This window comes from Mesorhizobium sp. M00.F.Ca.ET.216.01.1.1, from assembly GCF_004010325.2.
Classification (GTDB): Bacteria; Pseudomonadota; Alphaproteobacteria; order Rhizobiales; family Rhizobiaceae; genus Mesorhizobium.
On sequence record NZ_SADR02000029.1, the window covers coordinates 49,617 to 74,656 of the forward strand.

At 58.0% G+C, this 25,040-nt stretch carries 20 protein-coding genes and 3 pseudogenes; 15 read left to right on the plus strand and 8 right to left on the minus strand.

Features of this window, described 5'->3' with window-relative positions:
* Positions 1–66: 66 nt before the first annotated feature.
* Complete coding sequence (pyrE, locus tag EN859_RS29195) at positions 67–663, minus strand: orotate phosphoribosyltransferase (RefSeq protein WP_126038051.1); 597 nt, start codon at positions 661–663, stop codon at positions 67–69.
* Positions 664–1,689: 1,026 nt separating this feature from the next.
* Positions 1,690–2,475, minus strand: a complete 786-nt coding sequence (locus EN859_RS29200; RefSeq protein ID WP_126038054.1) for an acetoacetate decarboxylase — start codon at positions 2,473–2,475, stop codon at positions 1,690–1,692.
* Between the two features lie 948 nt (positions 2,476–3,423).
* Here EN859_RS29200 and EN859_RS37940 point away from each other — a divergent pair.
* From EN859_RS37940 to EN859_RS29235, 7 genes are all read left to right on the plus strand, one after another.
* Positions 3,424–3,618, plus strand: a complete 195-nt coding sequence (locus EN859_RS37940) for a hypothetical protein (protein WP_029356503.1) — start codon at positions 3,424–3,426, stop codon at positions 3,616–3,618.
* 448 nt (positions 3,619–4,066) lie between these two features.
* Entirely contained in the window at positions 4,067–5,224 is a 1,158-nt protein-coding gene (locus EN859_RS29210) for a TlpA disulfide reductase family protein (protein WP_126038057.1), read from the plus strand.
* Between the two features lie 330 nt (positions 5,225–5,554).
* Positions 5,555–5,998, plus strand: a complete 444-nt coding sequence (locus tag EN859_RS29215; RefSeq protein WP_245455125.1) for a DUF269 domain-containing protein — start codon at positions 5,555–5,557, stop codon at positions 5,996–5,998.
* A gap of 46 nt (positions 5,999–6,044) precedes the next feature.
* Positions 6,045–6,248 (plus strand): CCE_0567 family metalloprotein, encoded by a 204-nt coding sequence (locus tag EN859_RS29220; RefSeq protein WP_095517143.1) that lies wholly within the window; start codon positions 6,045–6,047, stop codon positions 6,246–6,248.
* Positions 6,245–6,562, plus strand: a complete 318-nt coding sequence (gene fdxB / locus EN859_RS29225) for a ferredoxin III, nif-specific (RefSeq protein ID WP_126038060.1) — start codon at positions 6,245–6,247, stop codon at positions 6,560–6,562. Before EN859_RS29220 ends, fdxB begins: the two co-directional genes overlap by 4 nt.
* A gap of 83 nt (positions 6,563–6,645) precedes the next feature.
* The gene (locus tag EN859_RS29230) at positions 6,646–6,834 is read left to right on the plus strand and encodes an exopolysaccharide production repressor protein (protein WP_245455198.1); all 189 of its coding nucleotides are present in this window, start codon (positions 6,646–6,648) and stop codon (positions 6,832–6,834) included.
* A 411-nt stretch (positions 6,835–7,245) separates the two neighbouring features.
* Positions 7,246–8,259 (plus strand): 1-aminocyclopropane-1-carboxylate deaminase, encoded by a 1,014-nt coding sequence (locus tag EN859_RS29235; protein WP_126038066.1) that lies wholly within the window; start codon positions 7,246–7,248, stop codon positions 8,257–8,259.
* Between the two features lie 729 nt (positions 8,260–8,988).
* Here the strand turns inward: EN859_RS29235 and EN859_RS29240 are convergent.
* On the minus strand, positions 8,989–10,791 hold the full coding sequence (locus EN859_RS29240; RefSeq protein ID WP_126043834.1) for an ABC transporter ATP-binding protein: 1,803 nt from the start codon (positions 10,789–10,791) through the stop codon (positions 8,989–8,991).
* Positions 10,792–11,276: 485 nt separating this feature from the next.
* Here EN859_RS29240 and EN859_RS29245 point away from each other — a divergent pair, with 485 nt between their 5' ends.
* Positions 11,277–12,026: a LuxR family transcriptional regulator gene (locus EN859_RS29245; RefSeq protein ID WP_126038069.1), complete on the plus strand. Its 750-nt coding sequence runs from the start codon at positions 11,277–11,279 to the stop codon at positions 12,024–12,026.
* 17 nt (positions 12,027–12,043) lie between these two features.
* Here the strand turns inward: EN859_RS29245 and EN859_RS29250 are convergent.
* A pseudogene (locus tag EN859_RS29250) lies at positions 12,044–12,238 on the minus strand (transposase); the annotation flags it as partial.
* 305 nt (positions 12,239–12,543) lie between these two features.
* On the opposite strand from EN859_RS29250, the pseudogene EN859_RS29255 reads away from it, so the two are divergent.
* The 7 genes and pseudogenes from EN859_RS29255 to EN859_RS29285 all read left to right on the plus strand — a co-directional run.
* Positions 12,544–12,647: pseudogene (locus EN859_RS29255) on the plus strand (aminocyclopropane-1-carboxylate deaminase/D-cysteine desulfhydrase family protein); the annotation flags it as partial.
* 351 nt (positions 12,648–12,998) lie between these two features.
* Positions 12,999–13,715 (plus strand): SPASM domain-containing protein, encoded by a 717-nt coding sequence (locus tag EN859_RS29260; RefSeq protein WP_245525759.1) that lies wholly within the window; start codon positions 12,999–13,001, stop codon positions 13,713–13,715.
* Between the two features lie 1,059 nt (positions 13,716–14,774).
* On the plus strand, positions 14,775–16,031 hold the full coding sequence (gene ectB, locus EN859_RS29265) for a diaminobutyrate--2-oxoglutarate transaminase (protein WP_126038077.1): 1,257 nt from the start codon (positions 14,775–14,777) through the stop codon (positions 16,029–16,031).
* Entirely contained in the window at positions 16,024–16,863 is an 840-nt protein-coding gene (locus EN859_RS29270) for a hypothetical protein (RefSeq protein WP_126038081.1), read from the plus strand. Before ectB ends, EN859_RS29270 begins: the two co-directional genes overlap by 8 nt.
* Before the next feature lie 280 nt (positions 16,864–17,143).
* Positions 17,144–18,193: a hypothetical protein gene (locus EN859_RS29275; RefSeq protein ID WP_126038084.1), complete on the plus strand. Its 1,050-nt coding sequence runs from the start codon at positions 17,144–17,146 to the stop codon at positions 18,191–18,193.
* A 118-nt stretch (positions 18,194–18,311) separates the two neighbouring features.
* The gene (locus EN859_RS29280; protein WP_245455126.1) at positions 18,312–19,262 is read left to right on the plus strand and encodes a cysteine synthase family protein; all 951 of its coding nucleotides are present in this window, start codon (positions 18,312–18,314) and stop codon (positions 19,260–19,262) included.
* A complete protein-coding gene (locus EN859_RS29285; protein WP_126038089.1) occupies positions 19,262–21,961 on the plus strand; it encodes a lyase family protein in 2,700 nt (899 codons plus the stop codon). The genes EN859_RS29280 and EN859_RS29285 overlap by 1 nt, the downstream gene beginning before the upstream one ends.
* Positions 21,962–22,239: 278 nt before the next feature.
* On the opposite strand, the gene EN859_RS29290 is transcribed toward EN859_RS29285, so the two are convergent.
* The 4 genes and pseudogenes from EN859_RS29290 to EN859_RS29305 form a co-directional block, all read right to left on the minus strand.
* Complete coding sequence (locus EN859_RS29290) at positions 22,240–22,524, minus strand: hypothetical protein (protein ID WP_348629315.1); 285 nt, start codon at positions 22,522–22,524, stop codon at positions 22,240–22,242.
* Positions 22,476–22,682: pseudogene (locus EN859_RS29295) on the minus strand (transposase domain-containing protein); the annotation flags it as partial. The pseudogene EN859_RS29295 and the gene EN859_RS29290, both read right to left, overlap by 49 nt.
* 41 nt (positions 22,683–22,723) lie before the next feature.
* Positions 22,724–24,793, minus strand: coding sequence for a recombinase family protein (locus EN859_RS29300; RefSeq protein WP_126038092.1), 2,070 nt, complete (start codon positions 24,791–24,793; stop codon positions 22,724–22,726).
* Entirely contained in the window at positions 24,780–24,968 is a 189-nt protein-coding gene (locus EN859_RS29305) for a hypothetical protein (RefSeq protein ID WP_126038095.1), read from the minus strand. The genes EN859_RS29300 and EN859_RS29305 overlap by 14 nt, the downstream gene beginning before the upstream one ends.
* Positions 24,969–25,040 lie beyond the last annotated feature (72 nt).

Consider the following 25,040-nt stretch of genomic DNA (forward strand, 5'->3'; position numbering starts at 1 on the left):
CACTCGCTGCAAAGCCGCGGAATGTCCTCTAAGGCTAGGTCGCCGGAAAGCCGTTGTATGAGATTGTCAGTGGCGTTCCACAAATTCGCTCGCATGCAGAACGGAATGCAGCGTGACCCCATGTTGGGCTAGCAGCGCCGTAGCTCCCTCGTCGCGGTCCACGAGGCAAGCAGCGTCACCTACAATGCCCCCGACGCGGCGAACCTCTTCAATCGCCTTCAATATCGACTTGCCGCTTGTGGCAACGTCGTCAACGATCAGGACGACTTTTCCCTCGAGATCTTCTTTGGGCCCAAGACCTTCAATCACGTCCCTTGTGCCATGAGGCTTTGGAGTCTTGCGAACGAAGATCGTGTTTATGGGTTTGTTCATCGCCGAGCTGACAGCTGCCATCGATCCGATTACGGGGACCGCTCCCATTTCAAGGCCGCCGACGTACTCTGCTTTCACTTGCTCAGCGATTTTTAGGAACTCAAGAGCGGCAAGTTGCGCGCCTCGCGCCATCATCATGGTAGGCTTCATATTGAAATAGATGTCGCTCTCTATGCCCGACGAGAGCGTGTAGCGTCCGGATCGAAAAGAGCGCTCACGGACGATTTCGCGGAGTTCGTCCTTGTCGTGTTGGCTGGAATCAACTGGTCTGAATTTTGCCAGTGCCGCCATAGATCAGACCTCGCCCTAGGGAAAAAATTGGGTGCGGCATGCACCTAGTCACTACCGCTATGTGGCTTATGCAAGTGTTCGCGGGGTGTGTCAATTAATGTCAATACCGGTGCGACCGTTTCGCGCAGATTTTTCCATTATCGTTATTGGGTGCCTAAAGCGTGATCACGGGTTTCCCTACGGCTGGGTAGCGTTGGCCACCCGCCCTTGCCCGATCTCGGCAGGCACGGCTTTTCTCGATGCGGGCCGTCTCTTTGAGGATTTGGGCGTTTCATCCTCGTCCCCTCGAGTTCCGCCTCGCTCGGCCCCGTTTGCGCCAGCTTCTTAACCAGGTTGCGCATGAGGTGAGCGTTTCGGCCGCCATGTCGGCCCGTGTCGCTCTTGTGATGACGAGTGGGCAAGGCCGCGCTTTTCGTGCAACCTCCTCGTCGAGGCGCGAGAGGTAAAGTTCGAGCCGCCGAGAATTTTTGTCATCAGCACCGCGGCGCAACATTTCGGCTCGCTTCATCTGACGACGGTAGAAAGCAAAGTTCAAGGTAGGTCGTAGTCCACCTCCCTGCCGGCCGAGTCTTTACGGCGATATCGGCGACAGGGGCGAGCGTCTGCCTCTGAGGCAGACGCCGAACAGCAGGCCGAGCCTTACACTGATTTTGGTGACATTGAGTTCGCCGACACCCCTGAGATGGAGCCTATCACGGGCGGGAAGCGCCTTGTGGCAGAACTCGACAAGCGGCGCTACGTTCTGGACGCCGGCGTTGCTGACAGGACATCGAGGCGCCCGAAGGTTTCGATTGCCTGCATCAGCCGCGTTCCACCTGCCTCTCACCCTGGCAACCATTTTTCGTCAATCGATCGATCCCGGACGCCGTCGTTGGACTTCGCTGTGATCAAGATCCGCGGACCACTCTTGCTCCCTCGCGGGCGAACCGCGCTTTCCTTGCCGACCCCGCTCGCGGCTTCGGCGATCACCGCCACCTTGTCGATAAGCCGGCCACCGGCTCCCCGTCGCGCTGGTTCAACAAAATATCATTGTGAAAGTTCATGGTTTCTTCCTTTCCGATGGCGAGGCTCGGCTTCCGCGAGATAGTCGTGGACGACCTTCCCGAGCGCGAGCGTGAGATCGGCGACGAGGTGTACGGCCGAGACTACTTCCAGCACCGGCAGTTCGGCGACGGGGGCAAGCGCATGCGACCAGAGGTTCAGGGCTGCCGGGCCGGTCCAGGCGCCTCTCAGATCGATGTCCTCCAGGTGGTATTCCACGAGTTCGCAGATGCGCGGCGTGCCGTCGACATGCGGGATGATTTTGAGGAGGAAGTTCGGGTCGGCGAGCGAGGCCTTAACGCTCGCAAGGTCCGCGGCCCGGTGCTTGTAGCCCATCGTACCCGTCGCGACGCGGACCGGGCCGTAGTCCAGCGTGCCAACAAGCGTGTCCGTCTCTGTTCGGAGCGTTGGGCTGGCGAGCTTCTTGGGAAAGCCCCACAACTCGCGTCCGCCCGCTGTCGGCGGATGGTCGTCGAGAAACATGCAGTGGGTGTAGCTCCCCATGCGGCCCCAGAAGGAGACAGGGATGACCTGTCCGCTTTCCGTGTAGTCGCCGAAGCCCGTCGAGTCCGGCATGCGAATGAACTCGAATTTGACCAGAGGCTCGCACACCTGAAGCGGCTCCGGCACAAGGTCGCGCAGTTTTTGCGGATCGGTGCGATATGTGATGATCAGATACTCCCGGTTGCTGAAGCGATATGGGCCGGGTGGGTAGGCTGGGCTGGTCAGGGGCATGGCGAAAGCTCTCCCACGGACGGTATCTTGGTGCATGTTTGAAATTCCTTTGTGCTGGCTCAAGTGGGCTTAGATAGGTCTCGATGATGGCGGCGAGGCTCTCCGAGGTGCCTTCGTTAGCCTGGATGCATGGCGTGATCGCGCGTAGCCATTTTGCGCTGGGCAATTGCCTCGGGGCGCACTCATTGTATGGTCGCGGACGCGGTTCCATGGGTCCGGTTGTAGTCGAGAGGCAAGATTCGAGGTAAAGTGATTTTGTTCCTCATTTGAAGGCGCTGCTTCCCGTCTGCTCTCGTGGTAGGAGGAAGTGGAGTGGCGGCCAGCTCCGATTTCGCCTCATGGCGGGGTTTGCGGATCAACGCGCACGCGCCATGCCAAATGAGAATCGTTCGAGGCAAAGCGATAGATCTTGCTCAGCTACGTTACGCCTCCGACGTTGTCGGACATCGGATAGCGCCGAACAGGACCGCTTGCGGATTGGGAGGACGTGTCTTTTGCGCAAGAGGACCTCCGCCCCTCAGGCAAATAGCTCCGACCGGGGCGCTATGCTTCACCACCGTCGGCCCGGGAAGTAACGCTCTTTATGCCGAGGTGTTCTCCCACTGGACGCCGCGCATTCGCCATCATGTGAAAGAGTTCTACTGCTCGACGACCAGAAATTCTCGACCAGCCGGGGCACATGCGGCTAGGGCAAGGAGGCTCTGGGCCCAAAGGCAGGTTGACGTCGTGCGTACCCATTCGGCGCTGGTACGCCCGCAAGGTGAGCTGGACGCGCTCCGCCGGGGGAACGAGACATTTCAAGGGATCTTGCGATATCCGTCGTGTTAGCCTCGCCGTCTTTACCGGTGTGGTTCGAGGCGCTAGTCAGCGTGACGCGCCTTGCATAGTGCCCGATCACCCGACAACGCCTGTGATCCATCGCGAGGAAATACAGCGGACCTCATTTGCTGGCAGAATGCCTATCCGACCCAATCGTACCTTCTAATGGCGGCTGGCTATCCGGCGGCGCAGATTACTGCAGTCGCGCTCGAACGTGGGCAGGTAGCGTCGCTCGACGCCTGGCTGCAGAAGTGGAGGCAGCGAAGGGCATCCGATACATTGGTGCAGCATTATGTTCTGTCGGGGCTCAACGCCGCGCTGATTGAGCCCAATGCCGCCGACTTGCCAGCCGCGTGGTGATTTATGTCCACGAGGCAAGGATCCACACGCGGCGGTGGCGGCACGAGGACCAAGCCGCCCCGCACTTTCGACCCGGCGCCAAAGTGCCACTGCTCGAGGACGCCGGCCAGTCTAATGACAGGCGAGCCATCCAAGCTCTCACCTGTCCTAAAGCGGCTGGCTCAAGAGGGCGAAACCCGACAGCGGCAGAAGACATGTCAGGTTCACGACAATCGGCCGTGTTTGGGCTCGTGGAGAATTTTCAAAGCATTCCCCGCCGCTTACCGGAGCTGAGAGGGGTTGGCACGCCCATTGCTGCTTGATGGGCGGCAACACTGTGAGAGGGCTGAATCGCATGCAAACGCGCAAGACGAGCGATGGCCTCCTGATCCGTGTGTTGCGATTCTGACAGAGAACCAACTACGCATAAAAGCCACGAAAGGTGTGGGTAGCTTTGGATAAGAACATCATGGAACTGCGTATGGGGTCCCCGGCTCCTCCGATCAAAGTGGAGAACTGGCTGCGTGGCGAGCCCGTCAAAAACTTTAAGCCCGGCAAGGTCTACCTCGTTGAATTTTGGGCGACTTGGTGCGGACCATGTGTGACGGCCATGCCGCATTTGGTTGAACTGCAGGAGAAACATGCAGACAGCGGATTTGAGATTATCGGAGTCGCAGCTGGCGAACGGGCTGCAACCGCGGACGAGGCACGTACTAAGGTGGATGCCTGGCTGACCGAGAAGTTCTTGAATCTGAATTATCGTATCGCGTTCGATTACACTGGCGAAATGAACAAGCTCTGGATGGATCCCAGCTCTTCGATCGGGATTCCCACCTCGTTCGTGGTCGACCGCGACGGCCACATCGCTTTTATCGGCCACCCGGCGGAACTCGATGACGTTTTGCCGAAAGTCCTTAACGGCAGCTGGCGCAGCAGCTATGAAGCGAAAGCCGCCGATGCAAAGCGAATCGCGCGTAACCAAAGTATAGCGCGCGAAAGGTCGCTGACCCGGCCGATATACGCCAAACTTAGGCCGGCGATGCAGGACGAGGATTGGACAGCGGCACTATTGGCCATCGAAGAAGGCCTCGCCGTGATGCCAGAATCTTATCATTTTCGGCAGATTCATGCGGATCTTGTGCTTCACAAGCTGCGCGACATCAAAACCGGCTTGCCGCTTATGCGCCAATTGGTCGAGGACGCGATCGACAAAAAGTTCGAAGCGATGTCTTGGATGGTCATGGCGCTGAACCAACTCTTCGATCCCACGATCGACAACTCCCATCTTCCGCATGATGATCGCTTTGCGATGGGCAACGAGCTCTCAGAACAGATCCTGGAACTTAATCCTCCGCAAGGCGACGGGCCCCTTAAATTCCGTTGGTACATCCCGGTCGCTCAGTATTATTACGAGAGCGGCAACAAGGATCGCGCGATCGAGCTGATCGAGGTGGCAATCAAATCGCTGGACCACCCGGAGCCAATGCCGGACCACACCAAACAGCACTACCTCACCCCGTTGCTCCAAGCCCTGGCCAACTACACGGGTGAGCCCGCCTGTCACGCAGATATCTGTGTGGCTCCGCAAAATAAGGCTTTCGAAACTCAAAACGCAGTCACTTCCTGAGCAAAGATCGCGAAGGGGATGACAATTGGAATTGAACACTGGCCAATCCGCCCATCGAGGCTCGCTTCGCAGCAAGTATGTCGATGCAGCAAGGGCGGGCGGCTTGCGGCAGGTTGGATTTCAATTGCGTTGACCACCGGTCGGATCGCGGCGCAGACGATGTGCGCCGCGAATTCGCGCCGTAGGTCTCGCACTCGTGGACATGTCGAGGTCGGCCACGGGGCACTCTTGCGTGGGGTTGGCCCGCCCAAGCCATTCGTCGGCCACGCAAGTGGGCCCGGAGTGGGCATCGCAGAAAAAGGAAATCGTCTCTCGAAGACGAAGACTGAAATGAGAAACAACGAAATGCCTCATGCACCGGTTGGCCCTGATGTCAACAAGGACGAAGAAGCCCTTGCTCGCCCGTTCGTCAAATGCCTTCTGCGGCTGATCCGTACTCAGGATTCCTTCGGCTTATGGGAAGGCAATTCGGACGCCGAGCTGCTGGCCGAATTCATCATCACCAAGGAACAGCAATGTGCGACCCCTCTCATCGGCGATCCTGATTCGGACGCGCTGTGGAGGCTCGACATGTTTTACACCGCCGTGGCGCTTGCGATTGAGGAGCGCTCCGGCGTGTCGACGTCGCCAATAATCGGAATGAAACCCCTGGGGGCTTCCGGCGGTTGGTCGTTCTATCGAGACGTCCACCGGTTCGGCTTCGAGACTTTCCGCAAACTGGCTGAGGCCGGTACGAAACTGGTCGACGATGCGACTGCAGCCATTGAAGCCTAGCCCGAGATGGCGCGCATCAAGAAAACCATTGTTCCAGGAAGGATCTATGTCAGACCTAGATAAGATGAGGAATAAAGTCCGAAAGCTCCAGTTGCGTGCAGCTATTGCCAAGATGGCATTGCAGGACCTTGTCGAGGGTCTGCCGGGCAAGTGGGCCGACATACAGGAAGTCGCCGAGAAAACCCACGCCGTTTATGCCGAGTTGGATGTTGCCAAGAGAGAACTCGCTTCAATGAAGAATTTAGGATGACGCGCACATTCACCACCCGTGACGGCTCCATTTGGATGCCGTCGTACCTGACCTTCATCGATAGCAAGACCTGCATCGGCTGCGGCCGTTGTTTCAAGGTCTGCTCGCGCGATGTCATGCATCTTCACGGTGTCAATGACGCGGGTGAAATCCTCGGCCCCTGCGATGACGAAGACGACGATTTCGACGGCGAGCTCAATCGCATGATCATGGTTGTCGATGATGCCGGCCGCTGCATCGGCTGCGGAGCCTGCGGCCGCGTCTGCCCCAAGAACTGCCAGACGCATGTTGCGGCCGACGAGCTCGCAACATGATCTGGCGAAAAAACCAGGAGAACGGCGTTACACTTCATATCTTTTGTCGGCTTGTGGGGCTGATCCTGTGCAGCAATGCGTCGATGGTTTACTTCGCTTCGCATTCGCCCCGTGTGGCAGTCGTCACGACGCTGGCCTGTTCGCTGCTGCTTCAGGCCTGCTATTTCGGCCGCCTACTCTTTCTGATCCGGCAGTCTAGCCGCGCTCGTGGAACTCGCCACAGGGGCCAGCATGTCAATGGTTCCAGGAAAGCTCGGGTATCAGTCGTCTGAACTCTGATCAGCTGCGGAATGAAATTTCAGCTGTGTCCGAGCTAAGTCAATTACCCAGCATGTGCTGCTGCTTTGACGCGCGAATGACATGATCAGTGCTCAGGCCCACACCACTTTTGGTAACCCTCTGATCACTGAGCTGATCGATATAGGGGATCTGTATTTGGCAGTGGGACGCGACCACATTCGGTTTGTCCTTAGGCCAAGGAGATGCGGGTGTTGGGTCGATTAGGCACATAAGAGTCATCGCAGCACGCCGGATGCGGTCTGCTTGTCGCAATGACAAACTCGGTGCTGCAATAACGATGAACGTCTTCTGCACCCGCTTCGAAAGACGGGTGGCTTTGATCACACACACCCTTGGGCTGACCGGTGCGTAGCCGGTTCAGGTACTTTTTTGCTGGAGAGAGCATGCTGGAAAAATTCGAACGTTATCCGCTCACCTTTGGGCCCACGCCGATCGAGAGGCTCGACCGCCTCGGCAAGCATCTGGGCGACAAGGTGGAAATCTACGCCAAACGCGAGGACTGCAACTCTGGTCTCGCGCTCGGCGGAAACAAGCTGCGCAAGCTCGAGTACATTGTGCCCGACGCGATCGCGTCAGATGCCGATACGCTCGTCACAATCGGTGGCGTGCAGTCCAACCATACGCGCATGGTCGCTGCGGTCGCCGCCAAGATCGGCATGAAATGCTTCCTGGTCCAGGAGAGCTGGGTCCCACATGATGATGCCGTCTACGACCGGGTCGGCAATATTCTCTTGAGCCGCATCATGGGGGCAGAGGTGCGCCTGGTTGACGAGGGCTTTGACATCGGCATCCGCCGCAGCTGGGAAAAGGCACTTTATGAGGTCAAGGCAAGGGGAGGACGGCCCTATGCGATACCGGCCGGCGCCTCTGTCCACAAATACGGCGGCCTGGGCTATGTGGGGTTCGCTGAGGAGGTACGCGCCCAGGAAAAGCAGCTTGGGTTTGCCTTCGACTACATCGTCGTCTGTACGGTGACTGGTTCAACCCACGGCGGCATGCTCGTCGGGTTCGACAAGGACGGTCGACAGCGCAACGTGATCGGTATCGATGCCTCCGCCATGCCCGCCAAGACCAAGGCGCAGGTGCTTGGCATCGCCCGAAATACAGCGAAGCTCGTCCACCTCGGAGCGGAAATTGTCGAGGAAGACGTGGTATTGCTCGAGAACTACGCGTACCCGCGTTATGGCGTTCCATCGGAGGAAACCAAAGAGGCAATCCGTCTGTGCGCGCGGCTCGAGGGCATGATTACCGATCCCGTTTACGAGGGCAAATCGATGCAAGGGATGATCGACCTCGTCCAGAGGGGCTTCTTTCCAGAGGGATCGAGGGTCCTCTACGCACATCTAGGCGGCGCGCCGGCGATCAACGGGTACGGCTACACCTTTCGCAACGGCTGACATTCGGCAGACTGCGATTCCGCCGTCCTGCCGTACCGGACGTGCATAACATCGTTTCAGCGCTGGGCCGGAAAGGCCGAGGTCAATTTCGCGGACGTCGATGATCTGTAGAACTGTTCATTCGCTCCGCAGAGGGCCGGCGAATCCAATCTCTTCCTAAGGCCGTTGGCCGTAATCGAAAGACACGAGGCCGGCGAGTTCGTGCTCAGCTGTCACTCTGTTAGCAAGGGAACGGAATCCAATCCCCCGGAACAGATGGCGAGAGTTGAGCGAAGACTGCGGTCGGAGCTCCTGCGCTTCCGGGTCTCCGAGGGACGCCTTTGCGAACCGAAGGGAGTTTGATGCGTTGACGTGCCGGCGTGCGGCAGGTTGGGCCAGCGACAGGGCTCCCGGCCGGCCGGGAAGCACCGCCCTCTTCAATGTGCGTTGACTTCGCTTTCTTTGGCGAAATGTGGGTAACGGCGAGGGCCGCACACTTCCCGGACCCAAATGACCGTCGACATTCCCGCCCTTTTGGTGCGTTCGCCGTGAGGCGCGACAATTCGGTGCCCGCGTGTAACTGCGGGCATTCGCCGAAGCTTAGACGTGGTGCATTCCCGCCCGCCCGCTCGGCGGACAGTCCGGCCGTGCTGGTTTTGCCGGCCGTAACGCCCCCGGCTCGTCGGTAAGGCCTCACTGCCACACGCCTCTCCGGCAACGGCTCGGCGCATCGCGCAACCCGGTTGGCGCTCAGGCCAGGCCCTTCGCTAGTTCCAACGCCTGCCGTTCGAAGAGGCGGCGGTAAATGCCACCATCGAGATCGATCAGCGCGGCATGATCGCCGTCCTCCATGATGCGGCCACGGTCGAAGACGAGCAGCCGATCGAGCGAGCGGACCGTCGACAGCCGGTGTGCGATGACGAGTGTGGTTCGACCCACCATCAACCGATCCACCGCTTGTTGAATGAGCACCTCGGATTCCGAATCGAGGCTCGATGTGGCCTCGTCCAGAATAAGGATCGGCGCGTTCGCGAGGAAGGCGCGCGCGATCGCCACGCGCTGGCGCTCGCCGCCGGAGAGCTTCAAACCCCTTTCGCCGACCAATGTCCCATAGCCCTTCGGCAGGGGCGCGATGAAGTCGTGCGCACTGGCCAGCCGTGCCGCTTGCTCGATCTCGGCCTGGCTCGCGCCAGGCCGGCCATAGGCGATGTTCTCGGCAAGCGACCTGTGAAACAGGATAGGCTCCTGCTGCACTATCGCGATCTGCGAACGGAGCGACTCTTGGGTTACTTCGGAGACGTCCTGGCCGTCTATCAGGATCCTGCCGCCGCTCAGGTCATAGAGTCTCTGGATGAGCTTCACGAATGTTGTCTTGCCGGAACCGGAGGGTCCAACCAACCCAACCCTTTGGCCAGCTTCAATCGACAGCGAACATTCGCTATAGAGCGGCAGGGGATGGTCGGCGTAGCGGAAGTGGACGTTCTCGAAATCGATACGGCCCTTCGTGATCCGGATCGGCTTGGCCTCTGGACGATCCGCAACATCCAGCGGCTGATTGTGGATGGCCACCAGTTCTTCCATATCATTAACCGAGCGTTGCACGTTGCGGACATGTATGCCGGCATCACGTAGATAGCCCTGTAGGACGATGAAGGACGTGAGAACATATGCTATCTCGCCTGGCGTTGCCTGTCCGCGAGACCATAGAAGCAGGGCATATCCGATCACCGCCACCCTGAGCGCAACCAAAGTGACGCCTTGGGTTGAGCCGATGATCGTTACCCGCACCCAATTCCGGCGCGCGCGGTGCCGCCATTTCGTCATGATATTTGCAAGCCGCTCGTCTTCGCGAACCTCTGCGCCGAAGCCCTTGACCACAGCGTTGCAACTGACCGCGTCCGCAAGCGCGCCGCCGAGCCTTGTGTCCCATCGGTTGGCAAGGCTCGCCGCTGGCGCGACATAGCCGAGCGACAGCGAAATCGAAAACGCAAGGTAGACGAGAGAGCCGCAAGCAAAGATCACGCCCATGACCGGCCAGTGCCAGCCGAGCAGCACCGTCGAGCCGATCAAGATGACAAACGACGGGAGCAGCGTGACGAGTATCGTGCTGTTGAGGAGGTCGAGCGCCCACATGCCGCGCGTTATCTTGCGCACTGTCGAGCCGGCGAAGCTGTTTGCATGCCAGTCTGTCGAAAAGCGCTGCACATGATGGAACGCTTCGGTCGCGACATCGGAAATCATTTTCAACACCAGGTCGCTCAGGCCAATGAAGGCGACGTGGCGCATCGCAATGCCACCGAGTGCCAATCCAATCGGTACAGAGAATGCTGCAACAGCTGAATCCCAAGCTGGTGCTGCCGCATTAGCAGCACGAGAAACAGCGTCGATGAGTCGGCCAGAATAGAGCGGCATCAACACGTCAGCCAGCGTGGAGGCGAGCATCGCGGTCATGATGATCGCGAGCCGGGCCGGCTGCCTGTTCCAGAGGCGAACAGTGAAGGCGAAAACGTCGCGACAAGTGGCGCCGCGCCCATGGACGGGGAAACGTTTCATAGTTTCCAAGCGGGCGCATCAACACGCTCGCTCCCAAAGAAGTTAAATGACAAAGCTGGAATTTTCGACCTCCCCCACAACAGCATCAATTTTGGCGGGCAGCTCCTGGCGCCTCACAATGTGAGCTTCAAAGGTCGTGCCAATTGAGCGGGAACAGCCGAAGGACAAATTCAGCAGGTTGCCGAGCCTGGAGAAAGTCAGCCGCGATCCAACGCGCCGCGAATACTTTCCTGCCCACATCCGGTCAATCGAATGCTCGACTGTCGGATTGTGCGCTCCCCGACACAGTGCTGTTCGGTTCGCCTCCTGGGTACCTCGCTCCAGTCGGTTTACAACCTGAAAAAGCTCCGCTCGCAAGGTGGCACGACTCTTGATGCCACGTCTTTAGGTGGCGGAAGAGAACTCCGGCTGTCGATCCGTTCACTACGCATGTTGCGATGCTGGGCTGGAGCTGTGCACCTGAGGACGCAACTGAAGGAGAGATCGTGAAACTCCCGCGGATTGAACTCGAGTTAGGTCTATTCCTCAACATGACTGATGGTATCGCTCAATCCGAACGGTTGTTCGAACTGTTGTCCGCGTTTGCGCTGAAGTTCGATTGCCCTTGGATTGCCTATGGCCCGCTCGCATCAAAACAGAGGGTTTTCAAGCCGAACCGACAGGATTCTGTGGTGATGTGGAATTATCCTGCTGAATGGCAGGAGCGCTACTCGAGAATGGGCTATGCCAAAATAGACCCGCTCATCAAGAAAGGTCGAAAGGAGGCAGGGGCCTTTCGATGGAGCGAGGTGTATACCGATAAAAGCATAACTGAAGATGGACGCCGCGTCTTGGACGAAGCAGCAACATTCGGCTTGAGGTCAGGCGTTACCGTCCCTTTACATGGCCCTGCTGACAGCTTTAGGTTTATGAGTTTTGCTCAATCCTCGGACTGCGAATTGCTAAATAGAACGATCACCTACCTGCAAATGGCCGCGCTACGGTTTCATCTGATGGTTACGAAGTTCGACACTACGACTGCGTCAGAACAAGTTCATAGCCTGTCTGCGAGAGAAATAGAGTGCATTGATTTGGTGTCACAAGGAAAATCGTCATGGGAAATAGGAACTATTTTAGGCAGATCACGAAATACGATAGATTTCCATTTAAAAAATGTAATGCGGAAGTTGGATGCGACCAGCAGAACGGTAGCTGTTGTAAAAGCTTTGGAACTTGGGATTATCGAACGGCAGTAGGTTGCGCAGCTAGTTCTCCGCCCGTAGTAGCGCGAGTGATAGCCGAGACGCTCCGGCGTGCGCTCGCTCTTCGAAGCATCCAGCGCATCGTCCATCTCGGCCTCGAGCACCTCCTGCATGACCGCGCGGATCACCTCGTTCAATCTATCCGGGTTCCAAAGCAGAATGTCTTTGACGGCAGCGCTGGCGGTCTTACTTTCTGTCTTGATCATGGCGGCGTTCCTTCCAGGGAATCGGTGACGTTGAACACCACCCTGTCATGACCGCCCACTCTCAGCGAATTTGCAGAACTCAGCACGCCATTCCGTCTTAAGCGACTGACGCATGAGTGATGTGTGTCCAAATCTGACAGCCGTCAGAAAACATGTCGGGTTCAAAACAGCGGAGCGTCTTGGGCCTGTCGGGCTTTTCGAAGCCCATCACGCAGTAACTGCGCGCCAGGCGCACTGGCACGGCCTTTGCTGGTCGAGGTGCGGCAATATAGGGTGAGGGTTGACCCGCATGAGAACACGGAACTCGCTCGATGAAAGGGGTGATCGACCTCATCCAGAAAGCTTCTTTCCGGCGGGTTCGAGGGTGCTGTGCGCGCATCTCGGCGATGGGCCAGCGATCACCGGTTGAGGCTACATCTCCGGAGCGAGTGATGCCTCGAAAGATGCAATGCTGTCTCTGGTCCGACGCGCTCGAAGTTTGTGAGGAGTCGGCCCGGCAAATCGGCGAACCGGGCGGCTTAGGCTGCCAAAAGGGTAGATGGCCGCGTTGCCTCAGTAGATCAGCAGGCGGTGCCAGAAAGCCAAAGGCACACCATCGTGGCGCTTCGACGTAAGTAGATGGGAGTCGTCACCAGTGATTTTGCCGGAACTTCGCTTAGCAAACACAGCCGGCAGGGTTTTGGAGATAACGACGACCACGGGATGTGTCGTAGGATGTTCATATTGTCCCCAGGACAAGTTCGCGGTCCGGCAAAGAAAAGTGTCTCATGCGAGTCATCTGGGTCTTGAAGATTTCAAGCGGTGTCTAGCCCGCGTACCGGCTTCCGTCGACATTGGTTTTGCGGGATACTCCGAACCTTGGCTCAATCCGGACTGCACCGAAATGGTGGAGCACGCCTTCGCCAAAGGCCATGGCATCAGGATTTTTACGACGCTGGTGGGAATGAACGGGGAGGACCTGCAACGATTGCAAGCCTTGCGCTTGGGCGTATTCGTGGTTCATGTTTTCGATGATGGCACCTACATGAACAGCCGCCTGGTCGGAGACAAGTATCGCGATCTGGTTCGTCAACTCGTCGACGCGGATATCCCCTTGATCCGGTTCGTGGCTTTGGGCGAGCCCCACCCAGATATAGCCGACATTATTCCTACCGAAGCACTGATAAGAGCGCGGCCCATGAGCAGTAGGGGTGGAAGCGTCGACCCTAAGATCGTTGCACCACGCCAGCCAGTGGTCGGAGCCCTAACCTGCGTGGACGAACGACAGTATCGGAATGTTCTTCTTCCAAACAGCGACGTTACCCTGTGCTCCATGGATTTTGAACGGCGTCACGTATTGGGCAACCTTCTATATGAGGGTTACTCCGCTCTGTTTGAAAAGCCAGTTTTTCGCGAAATCGTCGACCGCATGAATGGAGCGGATGGTTTTCTGCTTTGCAGAATGTGTGAATTCGCCGACCCAAACGACCGGACCTGAGTGGATGCCGGCCGAGAGGGCGTACCTGGCAATCCGGATGGCCCCACGGCACATGCACCTGCCGGCGACGCGATCGTGTTTTCACGTTACGCGAGCATGATCCCGTAGGCGCGGCAGTGGGCCTCGACCATTCCCAGACGAGCTCATCGAAAGTGGTCTTCGGCTTCCAACCGAGCTTGTCGGCCTGCCTGCCTTGAGGTAACGCCGATCACAGGTCAACCTCGGTCGGACGGAAACAGCGTTGTCGATCCCGATCAGCGCTTGATTGCTTACTCACGGCCCACCTCGTCAACGCCTTTACCCTCCCAGACTATCTCCTTTTCGACTCGCCTGAAGGCAGCAGCCCCAGCTGCGGCCGGGGATGGTTGCCGTCGCGGTAGTGGACGTTCTCGAAACCGATTCGGCCCTTCGCCAGCGCGTCTCTCGGTTGCTTCCGCCTGGCCTACAAACGGGCTTTCCGTCAAGGGCGCCCACGGCGGCCCGCCCTCTTGACCCGGCGGCTCGGGCCAATCATCTCGCGCAAGAGATCGGAATCCGCAGTCTTCTCCAAGAGAGCGCGGCTTTCGCTCTGTCATCGGTCATCAAATAGTTTCTTGAATCAGGTTGGTGTCCGCAGCCCGAGGTTGAACGGCGAATATTGATGGCCGCCGCAAAGCCGCTCGCTCGCTACGGCGCTATTGAGGAGCGCGCTCGCGAGCGGCTTCGCTAGCGCCGAGCTACACAACCTCTGGCGACGCGACCCTGCTAATCGTCCTTGGACCCATTCATTGTCCGGAGGCGCTATGGGTAGCGATGGGTGGGTACGTCAACTACCTGATGCCATAGTAGCGGTGCTTTCGCGGAAGCTTTAGAAACCATCCTGTTGCAGCACATTCTCCGAAGGCATCCGAATGGAGGGCAACGCAACCCAACAATATTCGATGAGGATCCCGGCATCACCAGACCAACCAAAGCTTCCTCCGGCATTCTGCTCTCAATGTTAGATGACGAACATCTACCGCAAACCACTAGCCATTAAACAGCTCTCTTCTTTGACGACCTATGTGCAGAGGACTCAATATGAACACCGACCCTTTCACGGCCCATGAGTCCAACGTTCGTCGCTATGGCCGGTCGTTTCCCGCGGTCTTTGCGAGGGCACTTGGGGCCACCATCTGGGACGAGTCCGGTAACGCATATATCGACTTCCTAGTTGGGTCCGGGGCGCTCAATTACGGGCACAACAATCCGGATATCATGGCGCCGGCGATTGAATATCTCGTCGGTGAGAACATTCTTCTGTCACTTGATATGCATACGGCGGCAAAGCGTGACTTCATTGAAGGGTTCGTCGATTGGATCCTGAAACCCAGAGGCCTTTCGTACAAGATTCAGTTTCCTGGGCCGACCGGCACGAACGCCAACGAAGCGGCTCTGGCGCTGGCGCGAAAATACACCGGCCGCTCGAGCGTCATGGCCTTTACGAATGCGTTCCACGGCATGTCGCTCGGCTCTCTAGCGGTGTCGGGCTCGGCCTCAACCAGGGAACTGGGAGGCGTTGCTCGCCACGATGTGATCCGTGTTCCCTATGACGGCTATCCGAGCCAAGCTTTCGATTCCGCCAGTTACATCGACTGCGTTTTGAGCGACCCGGGGAGCGGAATAGAAAAGCCGGCCGCAATCATTCTGGAGACCATCCAGGCAGAAGGCGGCATGAACGCCGCATCCGCAGCTTGGCTCACGGAAATTCAGCGCATTTGCCGTACTCACGGCATTGTTTTTATCGTCGACGATATTCAGGCGGGTGCGGGCCGAACTGGCGATTTCTTTTCATTCGAGTCCGCAAAAATCGAACCGGACATTGTGTGTCTTTCCAAGTCCCTAAGCGGTTCAGGTAGCCCGCTTTCCATCGTTCTGATTCGACCCGACTTGGACATATGGAAGCCCGGAGAACATAGCGGGACTTTCAGAGGCAACAATTTCGCCTTCGTGACGGCAGGAGCCATGTGCAAGATGTGGTCGGATAGGAAATTTACTGCAGGTGTCGAGCGGACAGCCGTCAGGCTGCAAACGCACCTCGATCGCCTGGTTGCGAAATTTCCCAGATACATCCAACAAAAGCGCGGGCGCGGCCTGATGGCCGGCCTGAAATGCCGTTCACCGGCACTTGTCGGCCGCGTGCACGATGTCGCATTCGAAAATGGCCTTCTTATCGAATCCTCGGGGCCAAATCGCGACGTTATCAAAGTCCTCCCGCCGATAACCATCACCGATGCCGAACTCGATCGTGGCATCACCATCCTTGATCACGCACTACAGGAGCAAGACAATGCCTAAGCAGATAACTCAAGTGCCAGCCATCTCCCCGGTTTCGATCAAAGAACGGACCGGGTCGATCAACACGGGGGAGATCATCTCGGTCCTGAAAGGTGAGCTCACCGCTCTGCACGTCAAGCAAGCTTTCAGCACCGAAGTAGCCGAGGAGATCACCACGAACTTTATTGGAAGCTCCGGTCTCAGAGAGCGTAGAGATGGTGTGCCCGGACAATATGTCGGCGCATCTCACTACAGGAAGGATGCAGCCACCTATTTCGCAGATGCGGAAGCTGCGCGACCTTACGTCGAGGCCCTTTTTAAGAATTTGGTTGACCCGGTCCGAGCAATATTCGGCGCGTTGAAGCGAGAGCTTCACAACCAGGGTATTGAATTGCGGCTCGCCCGTTCGGAACGCGGTCAGGCCAACGTCTGTCGCGCTCTCAGTTGGTCAGGCAGTGGCACGTTTTCCTTGGATCCCCACGACGACGTCGCTCAAGTCTTACGTGCTGGCGATGATTACGAGCTTTCTGCGGTGGCGCACAATACGGTCGCAGCGCTCAACCTCTATCCCAGCATGTCCGAGCACGGGGGCAATCTGAGGCTCTGGAGCCATAAGCCGACAGTTGCGGACCGAAAGTCGCAGGGTGTGGAGACCACTGGATATCCCTATTCGGCAGCCTATCTTGAGGCCGTCCCGTGCCGCGAGTTCCAGCTCAAGGCCGGGGATATCGCCCTAATCGATGGCGGCTTCGTTCACGGGGTTACCGGTCAATCAGGCGACGGAAAGCGTCGCCTGGTGCTGAATTGCTTTTTCGGGTTTGCGCGGCCGGATCTTGTTCTCTGGTGGACCTGATAGGCCGTGGATAGCGGCGACTGTTTTGTGCCGATAGTGAAGGCGTCACCTCCGTCATAGCGGGGAACCTTCAATGACAGACCCCTCCGGACGTTTTTCCATTCTTCCGGAGGGGGCGAACCTGACTTGTTGAGTTCAGTAAAATGGCTTGGCAGTGACTTTTGCGTCCGCCCAGCCCCGTGTTTGCCGGAGCGGCGGACTGTGGCGCCTGCTCAGGCAGCCAGCGCCCTCAGGTTCTCGTAGTGGCTGATCAACTCAATGTACCTGACGCGGAAGTGATATGGCGATCCAAAATTCTACCCATCCTATCGGCTCCGGCGGGGCGAGCATGTCGACTAGAGAACTTCTCGAGGCGGCCGCCGATGAAGTTTGGAGGCCGTACCTGTATCATCAGACCTTTGATGGCGTAGATGCGGCCCAGAATATCGCCGACGACGGACAACAGCCACGGGTTTATTCTAGCGACGCGCTTTGTTGCGGCACATTCGGCGAGTTGCTCCAAGGACAGTTGCCGGTCGGTTCCGTTCCCGGGGACCCTCACTTCTTGATCACAATGCCTATCGCGCTCTTTGCGCGAGCTCACTTCATGCCGATGGCAGGCACACAATCCGTAAGCGTTTATCCGTCACATAAAATCAAAGCGAAACGGCTGGCTGAGAATCTCGTGATTGCGCTCGGCGCCTCAGGAGGAATCCTCCTTTTGGAATCTGAGCTCCCTGAAGGCAAAGGACTCGCGAGTTCGTCGGCCGATCTTGTTGCGACTGCACGGTCAATCGCCTGCTGCTTTAAGCGTAGAATCCGGACACTGTTGATCGAAAAGCTAATGGCGGACATCGAGCCATCCGACGGGGTGATGTACCCGGGTGTGGTTGCATACCAACAGCGAGCATGTAACCTTCTCTCGTTCCTTGGCCAAATGCCGCCGCTTGCGATCGTTGGTATCGATGAAGGAGGGACGATCAAAACCGTCGATTATGATCAACGGCGAGGTGAAATCTCCGCCAGTCGAAGAGCAGAATATCAAGGACTCCTGGACCGCGCACGGATAGCAATTCCGCGGGGTGACGCGGCGACGATAGGCAAAATAGCCACTGCCAGCGCTCTCCTGCATCAGGAGCGGACTCCAAAGAAGCATCTGAACTCGATGTTGAAAGCATCGCAGGCCACCGACGCTCTCGGGGTGATAGTCGCGCACAGCGGCACCATGATTGGAATCCTGCTTGATCGAACCGCGGATGACTTTACACGAAAGATTCAGTCCGTGCTCGCACATGTGTCGCGATTCGACAACTCGCCAAGAATTTACCGGACCATGACTGGCTGCCGATGAGGTAAGAAATATGGACGCTGCTCGCAAACACCTTCTATTCTCCGGATATTCTGATGCGTATGCTCTTCCTAGAATTATTAGGTGCGGGACAAACCTTTATCTCGCGCAGTTCGCTTTCATGAAGCTTCTCCCTGCGAAGTACATTATCGAGAAAGCGGTGACTCGAGGGACGTTGACGCACGGCATGAAAGTTCTCGAGACCTCAAGCGGAACCTTCGCACTGGGGCTGGCCGTCATTTGCCGAGAACGTGGATTCCAGCTTGAGATCTTCACGGACCCGGTGATGGACAAAGGTCTCGAAAACAGGTTGAGCTCTCTAGGAGCCGAAGTCGTCATAGTAACTGAAAAGGCCCAGGATGGTGGTTACCAACGAAGCCGGCTGGACGCGTTACACGCTAAGATGAGACAGTTGGGCCATTCCTGTTTCTGGCCCCGTCAGTACGAAACACCGGACAACCCCGCAGCCTACAAGCTTTTTGCTGATCAACTATCGGGGATGCTGGACGCCGACATAACTTTGGTCGGTTCTGTGGGGTCTGGTGGCTCTACTTGCGGAACGATAGAGCGCCTTCGCCAAAAAGCCCCGGAGGCGCGCCTGATCGGAGTAGATACCTTCAATAGCGTCATTTTTGGCCAACCGGATGGCGACCGGAAACTGCGGGGCCTGGGGAACAGTCTTGTCCCCAAGAATGTGAAGCATGAACTGTATGACGACGTGCATCTCATTTCGGCTCCGCTCGCATTTGCTGCAACGCATACCCTCCATGAGCGGCACGCCGTTTTCGCCGGTCCGACCTCCGGGGCGAGCTACATCGTTGGGCGTTGGCACGCTCGGCAGTATCCAGGAGAAACCGTGGTCGTCATATGTGCAGATGAAGGCCACCGCTATGCCGAAGCTGTTTATGACCACGAGTGGCTCAAGCAGAATGGATGTCTGCATGAAGGTGCTCTTCTGGACGCTCCGTCCAGTGAAGAGCATCCCTCGACCGCTCTTCCGCCATGGAACCGATATCGTTGGAATCGGAAAAGCCGGGAAGCTGTCTTAAGCCTGCTGGAGGACGATTCTTGATGAACCGAGGTAGCTTCCTTTTCGTGGAAAGCAACACGACGGGCACCGGCGAACTATTAATGAAACGGGCCCGAGCTCTTGGCTTCGAACCATATCTCGTTACGCGTAATCCTGCGCGTTATCCGTTTCTGAAGGACTCGGTCGCTCACGTTGTCGAAGCTGAAACGCGTAGTCCGGACGAACTCATCGGGGTCGCCGCCAAGTTGGGAAGGCTGGCAGGAATATACTCGTCGTCGGATTATTTTGTGGAAGCAGCGTCAAGTGCTGCGACGGCCATCGGGCTACCAGCAGCCAATCCGAAGGCTATAGCTACCTGCCGGAACAAATGGAAGCAAGCGGCCGAGTTGCAGCGACAATCAATCACGATCCCTGAGACTCGACTGGCCACTTCCGTCCGAGACGTGGAGAAGATACTTGCCCAAGCCACTCTGCCGGTGGTGGTGAAGCCGGTCTCCGGTAGTGGTAGTAGTGGCGTGCGGTTGTGCGATACAGCGGCAGCCGCAATCAAGGCGTTTGAGAGTGCAAGGGGCGCGTTACTCGATCAGGTAGGTCTGTGCAGCCCTGATGTCCTCATCCAGAAATATATAAGGGGTAAGGAATACTCCGCAGAGATAATTGCGAACGATGGAACCCTGCATTGCCTTGGAATACTTGCAAAGCACAAGGGCCCGCCTCCCTGCTTCGTCGAGGTAGGGCACGACTTCCCGGCACCGCTCCCGGAGCGCTCCCTCCAGGAACTGGCCTGTTTTGCCGTGAGTGCGGTATCAGCGCTCGGCCTGGAGTTCGGACCGGCTCATGTAGAGTTCGTAATAGCGGAGCCAGGCCCGGTCATCATTGAGGTCAATCCCAGACTGGCTGGAGGAATGATTCCAGTCATGCTGTCGCACGCTTTGCGCACCTCAATCCTTGATATGGTCATTAATCTTTACGCGGGACAAGGGTTTACGCCTCCGCGGGCGGGCGGAAGAGCGGGAGCTATCCGTTTCCGCCTTGCTCACGAATCCGGGAAGCTCAAACGCCTGAGCTTTTCTCGAACTCCAGGGCCGACAGTGCCCGAAGCGGGGCTTCTGAAATATGGGGGGGAGGATGTTCAAATAAATGGCGATTTCAGAGACCGAGTAGCCTACGCCGTAGGCGTCGCTGATGAACTCGACGCCGCCGTTATAGCAGCTCAACAGATGATCGATTCCACGGTGATGGATATGGAAGAGGCTGCTGGCGAATCGGACAACAAGCAAGTCGCTGGGGCAAGCGAGGGCAGGTGGAACCTACATCCCGAAGCGATGAAGTTGCTCGCTCCGCCTATCGAAATCTCGCGTGACGGTCGCCTTCTGCGGCACCAGGCGACCATAGATGAAGCACATCTGGTGATGCTCGCGGATCAGGGCTTGATCAACCGGGAAGTCGCTGCCGATCTCTTGAAGCACATCTTTCACCTCCAGGACGAGGGCTTTCAGTCTTTGGAGGGACGCGATGCTCCGCGCGGCCTCTACCTTGCCTATGAGGCAGAACTTGCCGCCAGAGCTGGCCCGGAAAAGGCCGGCTGGCTGCACCTTGCAAGATCCCGCAACGACTTGAACGCGACCATCTCTCTGCTGGTCCTTCGGGAAGCTGGGTGTGCTATCTCCCAAGAAATAGGCATTGCACAAGATGCCCTGCTTCAGCGCGTGGAGGAAGCATCGAGATTTGTTGCTCCTTTGTACAGTCAGTACCAGATTGCAATCCCCGGATCGCCAGGGCACTACCTGCTCAGCGTTTTCTTCGCTCTGCGGCGCGAGCGCCAGCGGCTCCATTGCCTCCTGGAAGACATCAAGAACTGCCCTATGGGAGCTGGTGCCGGCGGAGGCACCAGCCTGCCTATCGACCCTTTGAAGACAGCAAATCTTCTGGGATTTGAATTGCCGTCATTCAACTCGCTTGATGCGGTTGCAAGCCGTGACCATCACCTACAAGGGCTTTCACTCTTCGCTAGCGTTGCAATTTTGCTCAGCCGTGTGGCCCAGGACCTGCAGCTTTGGACGACCAGGGAGTTCGCGCTCATTGACCTTCCTCATTATCTTGCTGGTGGCTCTTCCATGCTTCCCCAAAAGAAGAACCCATTTTTGCTTGAACACGTCAAGGGGTCGGCAAGCACAGCGATTGGGGCCTACGTTTCTGCGGCAACAGCCACCTGCAAATCGCCTTTCAGCAACTCGATCGAAACGAGCAACTACGGTTGCTCTCCATTAGCCCTTGCAGAAGATGCCCTTAAGAGGGCCATCACCCTCACATCACTCATTGTGAAATTCATGTCTTTCAACGTGCGGTCAATGCGTGAAAATCTGGAAGATGGCTCACCCATGACGGCAGTCGCCGCAGAACGGATGGCGTCGCGAGGCGTTCCTTTCAGGAAGGCCCACACACTAATTGGTGAGATCGCCCAACGCCTGTCTCTGGATAGCTCGGTTGCGGAGCGCCGAAGCGAGTTGGCAAGCCACCTCACTGGCGTGTTGCCGGAGAGTCTTGAAGAATGCAGGGATGCTCTGCAGTTCGGAGGAGGACCCGGACAACGATCAACCGATGATCAGCTTTCTGTAGCAAAGAAGATGTATGGCGAAATGCAGCTGAAATGCGCGGAAATACGGGAGCGTTGGGCGCACGCTGAGATACACCGCAAACAGAGGGTGAATGAGCTTATTGATGATCATCAGGCAACTTGAACGAGCGACATATGGACAGCGCTTAATCTTATAATAATCGGCAGATCAGTCCGCGGCTGGAGCGGCGCAGCGGCTGCAGCCTAGGCATTCCCCCATTGGACGAGCCACGACACGCTCCGGTCATTTGCAGTGACGGGGGTTGCCCTTTTTGGGTTTGTCAATAAAAAACTCGACGGAACTACAATCGGCCCGGCGACAACATCGACGTACGCATCCGGTGAAGACCGCAGACGTGCGTATCTGGTGGCCATGAGAACCTGAGCACCGGAGTGCTGGGGTCAAGCTTTCGATGGGGAGACGCGATGATATTCTTCGAGGAGGAGTTTGACCTCCTCGATGCCTTCATCGGTGAAGGCCAAGATCCCGTCGTCATCGTTGGCGCCGTACACCCAGATGACGCCGTCCTCGGGCTCCAGACCGAGGGTCAGTTCGTGGATGAGCGCTTCGCTGACGCCGAGGTCCCTGGCGACACGTTCGACGGTGTAGACGTGATGCACCTTATTGCGCTGCATGATCAGGCCGCCGCTGGTTGGGTCCGCAATTTTGCGGATCTCCAATTCCACGGCAGCAAATCATCGATCCGATGGGCCGGATAGGCGGGCAGTCGGGCGAGGACGTCGGCGAGCCAGGCCTGCGGGTCGATATCGTTCATCTTGGCGCTGACGATCAGAATGGCCGCGCGCTGTCCGCCGCGATCGGAACCGCAGAACAGCCAGGACTTTTCTTCCGAGAGCGAAGACTGATTCATTATGCACCTCATCTTCAAATGGCGGAAAACAGCGATTCCTGGTTGTCGTCGTGGATGCGACGCGGAGTATTGCGCGCCAAATCGGCCTTGATCCGTTCGTCTTCGAGGTCGCTGGCGCGGATCTGGTAGGGCGCGCCGCGCATGACTTGCTCGGCCGGCAAGAGGCCATCCCTGATGAACCGGCGGATTTTGACGTGCGACACGCCGAGCTTCGCGGCCGCATCCGACATGGTGAGCCACTCGCCATTCTTGTCGGAAGAGCGATAGCCGCTGATCTTGTGCACCGTGCGCAGCGATTGGACGCGACGCGCGGTCCAGGTCTTTCCCTGACCGGTCTGCATGCCCATGCGGTTGAGTGTGGCAGCGATTTCGGCATCCGACCACCGGGTTGCCATGGATCGCATGATCGCCAGAGCCTCCTCAGGCGTACGCTGGCCATGCTCTCCGGATTTGGGCTTGCGAACCCGTACCTGCGAGTGCTGGCCTCCGTGCCAGTGGATGGTCAAGATCACGTCGCGCGCATCGTCATCGACATCCGCCACGATATCCTTGATGAGCGCGCGCAGCAGTTGCTGACGACAGCGCATGTCGACACCCGGCGCATTCCAGGAGGCCTCGAGATCCTGGGCGAGGCCCGTGAAGTCCGGAACCGCGTCGACAGGCTCCACACGCTGGACTTCGCTCAGCTGGGCCTCGCAGGTCTCCACGCGCCTGAGTGTGGCTTCCCAACTCCTCTCGAGCTGGGCCGCAATAAGCCGGTTCTCCGGGTCGCAAGCGGCATAGCGGCGCTCGGCGAGCGATGCCTCATAGCGCGCCTGCTGCAGGTCCATCTCGATCATCTGCCGCCGCTTGGCTTCGCTCTCCAGCTGCATCCGTTCAGCCTCCAACGCCGCTTCGATCGCCATCGGCGCAACCGCCTCCAGCGCTTCGCGGGTCACCGCCGCGTCGGTGCGAAAGCCGTTGAACGACATGCATCGCGCCTGTGCCATCATGAGGTTGCCGCGCTCGCAGCGATATACCGGATAACCTTGGCCGCGTCCGGCATACATGACAACCAGTCTTCGCCCGCATCGACCACAGGAGATAAGACCCGGGAGCAGCGCGCGACCGCCGCGGCCCGACTTGACGCCGCCGGCTTTGCCGTAAGCGTTGGCTGCGAGCAGTTCCTGGTTCCGTTCGTACTCGCTCCATCCGATGTAGCCTTCGTGATGGTCCTTGAGCACCACCGCCCACTCGCTAGCCGGCTTGTAATGGCCATAGCTCTTGCGAACGCGGCCATCGACGATCTCAGTGCGCTTCTCGCTTTTACCATAGACATAGGCGCCGGCGTAGAATGGGTTCTTCAGGATCGAGATCACGTTGCGGTAACGGATCGGAACCCAGTCGAAGGACACCATCTTCTTGCCGTCGGAGGGTCTGGGGAAATGCACGCCATCGTCGATCATCGAGATCAGGACCTGGCGCGCGCTGCCGAGTTCGCGGAAGCGCGCGAATATCAGGTGAATGGTCTCCTGCAGGCGCATGTCGGGATCGAACCCGAGACCGTAATCGCGGTGCCAGACATAGCCGAAGGGCACGGAGATGCGCAGTTCTCCGCGCTGTGCCTTGGCGCGGGCGGCCTCGTACATGCGGGCACGCAGCACGCCGAGCTCGAATTCGCTGATGCTGCCCTTCATACCCAGCAGCAGGCGGTCGTTCGGCAATCCCGGATCGTAGACTCCGTCCAGATCGATCACGCGTGCATCGACTTCGCCGCACAACTCGAGCAGCCGATGCCAGTCCGGCCCGTTGCGCGACAGGCGGGACGCCTCCAGGCAAAGCACGGCGCCCACATGGCCGGTGCACAGATCGTCGACCAGGCGCTCGAAACCGGGACGCTCCACAGCCCCGCTTGCGGTTCGTCCCAGATCCTCGTCGATCACCTCTACTTTGCGGAATCCCCAACGCCGCGCGACGTCGACAAGCTCATACTGCCGACGCTGGCTCTCAAGGTTGAGCTGGACCTGCGCCTGAGTGGATTGACGCACATAGACGACGGCCTTGCGCTTGAGGACGGCAGTCGGAATCAGATTACCGCTCGTCATCGCAGCTCTCCTCCTCCGTTGCCACGCCGGCGGCGGCCCTCAGTACGTTGGCGAGCCGGGCGATCACTATGGTCCGTTGCGTTGAACTCAGCCCGTTCAGCTTCTGCGAGTCGAGCGGCAAGCTGAGTTGGCGAACGACCTCGAGAGATCGTGTCGGGGGTGGCAGGGTTCTCATGTTGCGACTCCGCGATGGTGAAACCATCCGGAGAGCCTCGCCGGAAACGGCGTTCGATCAAGAGCTTGTTAA